The organism is Mesorhizobium sp. M7A.F.Ca.CA.001.08.2.1 (assembly GCF_003998455.1).
GTDB lineage: Bacteria > Pseudomonadota > Alphaproteobacteria > Rhizobiales > Rhizobiaceae > Mesorhizobium > Mesorhizobium ciceri.
Genome location: NZ_RZPW01000290.1, coordinates 1 through 7239 on the forward strand (window position 1 = coordinate 1; position 7239 = coordinate 7239).

5 protein-coding genes and 1 pseudogene are annotated in these 7239 nt (G+C 64.8%); 2 read left to right on the forward strand and 4 right to left on the reverse strand.

The window, feature by feature from the left end:
• Positions 1 to 118 precede the first annotated feature (118 nt).
• Together EN914_RS18085 and EN914_RS18090 are read right to left on the reverse strand one after the other, a co-directional pair.
• Positions 119 to 1426, reverse strand: a complete 1308-nt coding sequence (locus tag EN914_RS18085) for a hypothetical protein (RefSeq protein WP_024501738.1) — start codon at positions 1424 to 1426, stop codon at positions 119 to 121.
• Positions 1423 to 2592 (reverse strand): glycosyltransferase family 4 protein, encoded by a 1170-nt coding sequence (locus EN914_RS18090; RefSeq protein ID WP_024501739.1) that lies wholly within the window; start codon positions 2590 to 2592, stop codon positions 1423 to 1425. Before EN914_RS18090 ends, EN914_RS18085 begins: the two co-directional genes overlap by 4 nt.
• Positions 2593 to 2928: 336 nt before the next feature.
• On the opposite strand from EN914_RS18090, the gene EN914_RS18095 reads away from it, so the two are divergent.
• Together EN914_RS18095 and EN914_RS18100 are read left to right on the forward strand one after the other, a co-directional pair.
• A complete protein-coding gene (locus tag EN914_RS18095) occupies positions 2929 to 4098 on the forward strand; it encodes a DUF1972 domain-containing protein (RefSeq protein ID WP_024501740.1) in 1170 nt (389 codons plus the stop codon).
• Positions 4095 to 5357: a glycoside hydrolase family 5 protein gene (locus EN914_RS18100; RefSeq protein WP_127389186.1), complete on the forward strand. Its 1263-nt coding sequence runs from the start codon at positions 4095 to 4097 to the stop codon at positions 5355 to 5357. Before EN914_RS18095 ends, EN914_RS18100 begins: the two co-directional genes overlap by 4 nt.
• Here the strand turns inward: EN914_RS18100 and EN914_RS18105 are convergent.
• Both EN914_RS18105 and EN914_RS18110 read right to left on the reverse strand, forming a co-directional pair.
• Positions 5320 to 6666, reverse strand: coding sequence for a VpsF family polysaccharide biosynthesis protein (locus EN914_RS18105; protein ID WP_013530605.1), 1347 nt, complete (start codon positions 6664 to 6666; stop codon positions 5320 to 5322). The genes EN914_RS18100 and EN914_RS18105 overlap by 38 nt on opposite strands.
• A gap of 1 nt (position 6667) precedes the next feature.
• A pseudogene (locus EN914_RS18110) lies at positions 6668 to 7239 on the reverse strand (tyrosine-protein kinase family protein); the annotation flags it as partial.

Genomic DNA, 7239 nt, shown 5'->3' on the forward strand with positions numbered 1-7239 from the left:
GTGTGGAGCCGCGCCGTGTAGGCATCGATGGCGACGACGGTGGCCGGATGGGAGGACTGGCCATCGGGCGAGCCGGTCACCGCAGCAATTTGCACCGCCTGGACTGCCATGTTTTTTCCTATCGCTTTGCCGTAGCGAACGGCAGCGTCCGCCGCCACGCGCCCAACCGGCTGTCGCGCGCCTCATCGGGATGCTCGATATTCCACATGCGGTGATGCGCGAAATACCACGATGCCACGAGCACGAACATCTCCGAGACGGCGGAACCCAACAACGCCCACGGCGGAGACGCGATTGCCAGCAGGGCCGCGATCAGCGCCAGCCCGACGACCGCGCCGCCCGTGGTGATGAACGCGACGATCCGAAAATCGCCGAGTATCTCAAGCACGATGCGGGGCATGATATAGAGCATGATCGGGACAAAATTCGCGATCACGAAAAGCCCGATGAACCAGGTCGAAGCGTCCTGGAGAGCCTGGGATTTTATCATCGGCAGGACGAACATGATCGCACATCCATAAGCAAGGCCGCCGAGCCCCATGACGAGCGCCCAGATCTTGGCCTGCGTCCAGACACGGCCTGTTTCATTGTTCCGCATCAGCCTGGCGAGATCCGGCTGCGTCATGTTGACGAATGCAAGGCTGATGATGCGCAGCGGAGCAAACAGCACCAGAACCGCCGCCAGCGGTGCGTAGGCGGCTGGCCCGGCAATGCCGGCGACCAGCAGCGCCAGACATTGACCCTGGATGTTGGTGGTGGTCGCGCTGAATGCCGACCAGCGCAGTTGGGGCCAGAGCCTGACATAGCGTCGGCGCGTCGGCATGCGGAAGCTGATGCGAAGCGAGCGCCGAGCCAGGCGGACCAGGACGAAAATGCCGAACACATTTGCGGCTGCAAGTGCATAGAATACGGTCTGCAGCGGGTCTTGGACCAACCAGATCGACAGCCCGGTCAGGACACAGCCGGCGACTGTAAAAGCGCCATCGCTGATGGAGACGACAACCTGCTGGCGCCGTGCGAAGAAAGCCGTGCGCATATGGCTGCGCAACGACCAGGCACCGACGAAGCAGCCGGCGGCAATTCCGCTTGGATCTCCAAGGACATGCATCAGAACAGCCGTGCCGACGGCCATCAGCAACGCCACGATCAGCGCCGCCGTTCCGAACGCCACGTCATAGGTATCGACGCCGGCGCTGTTGGTGCTCTTGCTCATCCAGATGCTGGCGGGAACAGCGGTGAGCGACCTGATATAGGACAGGCCGACCCCGCCCATCACCATGCCGATGGCGAAGAGGCCGTAGCCCTGCGCCGACAGCATGTGCAACAGCATGATGTTGAGGGCGAAATGAAAGCCGCTCTGCATCGCCTCGCCGCCGATCATCAGCACGAGGCGTCGAACCAGATGGCTCGGAAACGCTAACTTCACGGCCGTGTCTCCGCTGCGCGGGCAGCGGGCGCCCTGCCCGGCCGCGCGATGGTCGTCTTCAGCTTTTCGGCGGCGATGGCGGTGATCGCCGCGGCCGCGACCGGCTCGCTGAAGATCGCCTCATAGCGCGCGCGCCCGGCAGCGACAAACCCGCGCCAGGCCTCAGGGGCGAGGATGATCTCCTGCAATTTCGCGCCAAGAGCTACTGCGTCGCCGGGCGGAACATGCCAGCCGGTCTCCCCGTCGCTGACCACTTCCACCAGCCCGCCGATCGCCGACACAAGCGGCGGCCGGCCATAAGCCATCGCCTCGATGGCGACGCGGCCCAGCGATTCCGGACGCCGCGACGGCACGGTGACGATGTCGGCCCAGCGATAATGCTCCGAGGGATCGGGAATGAAAGGCAGGACTCCGACGCGCCCGGCAAGCCCCATGGTTTCGACCAGTTCGGCAAGCGCACGCTCGCGCTCGGTGCTTTCGAAGGCGCCGCCGACCAGCCTGACCTCGACCCTCGCCTGGAGTTCTGCCGGCATCGAGGCGATCGCCTCCAGCAGGACCTCCTGCCCCTTGATCCGGTTGATGCGGCCGAGCAGCAGCACCCGCAATGGGCGCTTGCCGTCATACGTCATTGGTTCGACCGCCGCCGGCCCGGCAACGCCGTTGTAGACGACATATGCGCGCGCCGCCTTGGGATCGCCAAACGCGGCGCGTGTCGCGCGCGAATTGAAGATCAGATCCGCATGGCTCCAGCGCATCAGGCCAACAAGTACCCTGCGCATGGCGCCTTCGGGGATTTCGTGGATGTGCAGGACGGCCTTGTAAGGCAGCAAGCGCGCGGCCAGCGCATAGTCGGCAACGATCGAGGTGTTGACATAGACGAGGTCGCAGGCCTTGAGGCGCCGCCACGCCCTGAACACGGCAACCGGCAATCGCGCCATCTCGACTGTCGCAAGGCGCGCAATGGCCTGGCGCCTCAGCACCCAGAGCGGTTCGAAGACGATCCGGCTGGCATGCGCTTCCAGGATCTGGACGATCGGCCCGCTGCGCGGCAAGACCACCTCGATGTCGGCCGACGGAAACACGGCGCGCAGCGCAGCCACGCTCTCCGCGAAGCTGCGGTCAGAACCATAGAGTTCATAACCCTGATGAACGCAGGCAATCCGCATCTTTGTTTCCCGCCGGGTGCTGCAACCATCGCGCTGGGCGATTGTGGCAGAACCCCGTCCGCAAGAATCATGCCTGGTTCGATATGTCCGACTATCGGTTCGATATGTCCGACTGCCGGCCGTACGCCCCTGGCATTGCTTCGTTTCGATACAGCTACGCACAGAAGGGTTGACCGAGAATGAAACAACCACCGGGTTCAACACCGTTTTTTTACAACCCCGCGCCATGATCCCCTCCCAGGATACCGAAATCGGAAGATGGCACGAAAGTTGCGGTCTGCTCATTATAAATTAAGCAATATCTAATATATGAGATGTGTGAAAGTGCCGCCGGCCATGAAACCAGAAAAGCCCGCCATTCTAATCCTGGGGACCCGCGGCATACCCGCGGCCCATGGCGGCTTTGAAACCTTTGCCGAAAAACTGGCGCTGTTTCTTGTCGGGCGCGGCTGGAAGGTCGGCGTCTATTGCCAGGATGAGGTCGAGCGGATCGACCAGCGGGTGCGCAGCGAAACCTGGCGCGGCATCGAGCTCATTCACATCCAGGTCGCCTCCAAGGGACCGCGCGCGACCCTGGAATTCGACTGGCAATGCGCCTGCGATGCTGCCAGGCGACAGGGCGTTTGCCTGGTGCTCGGCTATAATGGCGCGGTCTTCCTGACCTGGCTCAGGCTGAAGCGGCGCAAGATCTTCACCAACATGGACGGCATCGAGTGGCGTCGCCCCAAATGGGGGATGGCGGCGCGAACCTGGTTCTGGCTCAACGAATGGATCGGCGCTTGGGCCTCGCATCGGCTGGTCGCCGATCATCCCGCCATCGCCGATCACCTGGCGACGCGCCGGCCGCGCAGCGCCATCGCCACCATCGCCTATGGCGCCGATCCGGTGGCATCAGCGCCCGAGGCGCCGGTCCGGGCGCTCGGCCTCGAGCCCGGGCGTTATCTCATCTCGATCGCGCGCATCGAACCCGACAACAACATCCTGCCGATTGTCGAAGCCTTTTGCTCCACCAAGCGCGACATGAAGCTGGTGGTGCTGGGAACGCTGTCCGACGACATCCCCTACCATGCCGCCATCCGCAAGGCGGCGAACGGCTCGGTGGTCCTGCCGGGCGCCATTTACGACCAGGCAACGGTGAAGGCCCTGCGCTTCCACGCCCGCGCCTATCTGCACGGCCACACGGTGGGCGGCACCAACCCGTCGCTGGTCGAGGCGCTGGCGGCCGGCAACATGGTGATCGCGCATGACAATCCCTACAACAGGTGGACCGCAGGGGCTGCGGCGATCTACTTCACCGACAAGAACAATTGCGCCGAGCGGATGCAGCAGGCGCTGGACGATGATGCCCTGGTCAAGGCCTGCGGCGTTGCCGCGAGGGCGCGGGCCCGCGAAGCCTTTCGCTGGGACGATGTCCTGCTCGCCTATGAAAACGAGGCCTATCATCTGCTCGGCATGACCGCCGCCAAGACCACTGCGATGGATCACGCATCGCCAGGAACCGTATGATAGGCTGGTCGCGCCGGCGGGTGCTGCGGACCGCGCTGTCCACTGCAGCGGCTCTCGGCTCGCTCCCGGTCGCACCAATCGCTCGCGCCGCCGCCCAGACGCGGTTTCGGCGCGGCGTCAACGCCTGGCCCTGGTTCTCGCTGACGCGTGAATTTCCCGCACCCCGCACCGACTACGGCTGGCCGCCCTTCCAGTCGCAACGGCCGGTGCCGACCCCAGACGACCTGCGTCGGTTGCGCGAGACCGGGCTCGATTTCATCCGCTTGCCCGTCGATCCCGGCCCTTTCCTGGCCGCCGACGCCAAGACGCGCAGTCAGTTGCTGGACATGCTGGACGCCGCCGTCACCGCCACCCTCGACGCCGATCTTGGCATCATCGTCAACATCCAGGCCAACGCTGCCACCCATTACTGGAACCCCGACCGCATGGTCTCCAGCACCGCCGCACCCGCTTTCGATCTCTATCGCGGGCTGGTCGGCGAGCTTGCCGGCAGGCTGGCGCGGTTCCAGCCCGGCAGGGTGGCGCTCGAGCCGGTCAACGAACCGGCGCAGGCCTGCGCGTCGAACGTCTGGTTGCAAATCCAGCTCGCGCTTCTGACTGCGGCAAGGGCATCGGCAGCGACCCTGCCGTTGGTCGTCACCGGAGGCTGCGGCTCGATGGTGAGCGGACTGACCGCGCTCGATCCGGGCCCGCTGTCGCCCTTCGAGCCGATCCTGTTCACCTTCCACTTCTATGAGCCCTATCTGTTCAGCCATCAGGGCGCGCCCTGGGTGCGCGAGCCGGTCTATCGGTCGCTCAACAATGTGCCGTGGCCGGCATCCGCCGGCTCGCTGCAACAGACGCTGGCATCGGTCAGGGCGCGCATGGCGCAGGACACCGAAACCCCTGAAGACGCCAAGCAAGCAGCCTATGCCGAGACCGAGCGTGTGCTGAAAGTCTATTTCGACGCCCAGCCCGACCGCTGGTTTGTCGACAAATATCTTCGCCAGGTCCGCGATTGGGCCGACGGTCATGGCCTGGCGTCGGAACGCATCATCATGGGTGAGTTCGGCGCGCTGCGCACCGACGCCCGCTATGTCGCCGCGCCCAACCCGGATCGCGGGCGCTACATCGCCGATGTGAGGCGGAGCGCCGAGGAACTCGGCTTCGCCTGGGCACTGTGGGATCTCTTCGATGGCATGGGCATGATGGACGACACCACCCGGGCGCTGGATCCCGATATCATCGCGGCGCTTGGCCTGACCATGCCGGCGGACTGACCGGCCTGAACGCTGCCCGCGCCGGCCGATAGAGCACCAATGCCAGCACCACGAACTTGGTCAGCAGCGTCGTCTTCGACGCGACGCTTTCCGAAGTGTTGATCAGGATGACCCAGCCCAGCATCGGCAGCCAGATGCCGGGATGGCAGCGGCGCGCCACCTCGAACAGGAACAGCACGAAGCCGAACGTCAGCAAAAGCGTGAAGAAGGCGCCCTGATAAAGGACCGTGCGGATGATCGGGTTCTCGATGCCCTGTTCGAGACCGTTGATGCGGCGCAGGCTGTCGATCAGGTCGACATCCGGCCCCACGATCAGATCGCGCAATTCCAGGTGCTTGAAGAGCTCGAACATCTCGACGCGGGCATTGGCGCTGCCGCTGTCCGACACGAAGCGCTCCAGCAGCGCGTCGAAAAAGCCCAGATATGCCGCCACGATGATGACGACCGGCAGCAGGGCGGCGAGCATGAAGCCGAGCGCCGCACCCAGGAGATTGACGCGGCCCTGGCGCAATTTGGTGATGCCCTGAAAAAGCAGGTAGCAGCCGCCGAGCACCACCGTCGTCACCATCGCCGTGCGGCCGCCGAAGGCGACGAGTGCCGCGCATTGCAAGCCGATCAACCCTATCCGCACAGGCATCGACAGGGATCTGGCACCGGAGAGCAGCGCAAGCACATAGATCGACGTCACCATGGCATTGGCAAGCGGATGCCCCTGCAGCGCGCTCGAGCGCAGATCGGTGGTAAACGCCACGCCGTCGAGGCGATAGGGGAAGATAAGCGTTTTGGTGGCGAACTCGAAAAGGGCAAGCAAGGCATTCGCTGTCATGACCACGTGGACGACGGTCTGCAGCCCGGCGAAGGTCCGTTCGTCGTCCTCGCTGAGCATCAGCACGAGAAGTGCCGCAGCCACGAACGTATCGATCATGCCGGCCATACCGGGCCGCTGCCTGGCGATGACGACGACCAGAAGCACGATCGATATGGCGGCCATCAGCGCGCTGGCCGGCCGCCTGTCGGCGAGATGGACGATATGGCCGACCGGATTGCCTGATGCGCAGGAGCGCCAGGCAAGCAGCAGGACGATGAGATAGGTGGACGGGTGGATCTTGGTCGCCGGGTTGCCGAACAGGCCATCATAATTGTAGCCGACCAGCCACAGCATGCCCCCCGAGATGCTGAACAGCACCGCTACCGCCGCGATCAATCCGAAGCGCGTCAGCGCATCGACCGAGGTGCCGGAGATGGGCGTGCCTGCGCGGGGTGCGGCAGCACCATGGTTCGAAGCGCTTGCGCTCCAACTGGCCGCCATATCAGGCGGCCTCGTCGACCAGCAAGGCGGCTGTCGGCAGGCGCCCCATCACGGAGACCGCCTGCGAAGTCGTCGTGACGTCGCGCATCGGGGTGGCGTTCAGCGTGGCGACGAGCACGATCTCGTCGGCCATGGCGACCAGCGGCGAGGCATTGAGATTGTCGGCCAGCGCGCCACCGTCGATGACGACGAGCTCGAAGCTCCGGCTGGCCCGCGCCAGCATCTGCTGCGCAAAATAGATGCCATGCGCTTCCTGGAAGACCGCCTTTGAGCGGCCCCTGCCCAGCACGGCAACGTTGCTGCCGGCGGCGTAATGGCTAACGGCCTCGAACGCGTACTCGCCGCGCAGAACATCGAGGATCCCCGGCTGCGGATCCTTCTGGCCGCCGCCGCCAGCATTGGCATCGATGAACAGCACACGGCTGCCCCTGGATGCCGCGGCATTGGCCAGCAGCCGCGCCACCCGGCTACGCTGCGCGCCCTCGCCCGGCGACGATGTCACCAAGATGGAAGGCACCAGCGGCCAGTCCGCCGGACGCTGGCCCGAACTGAACATGCGCCTCAGCGCAAGGC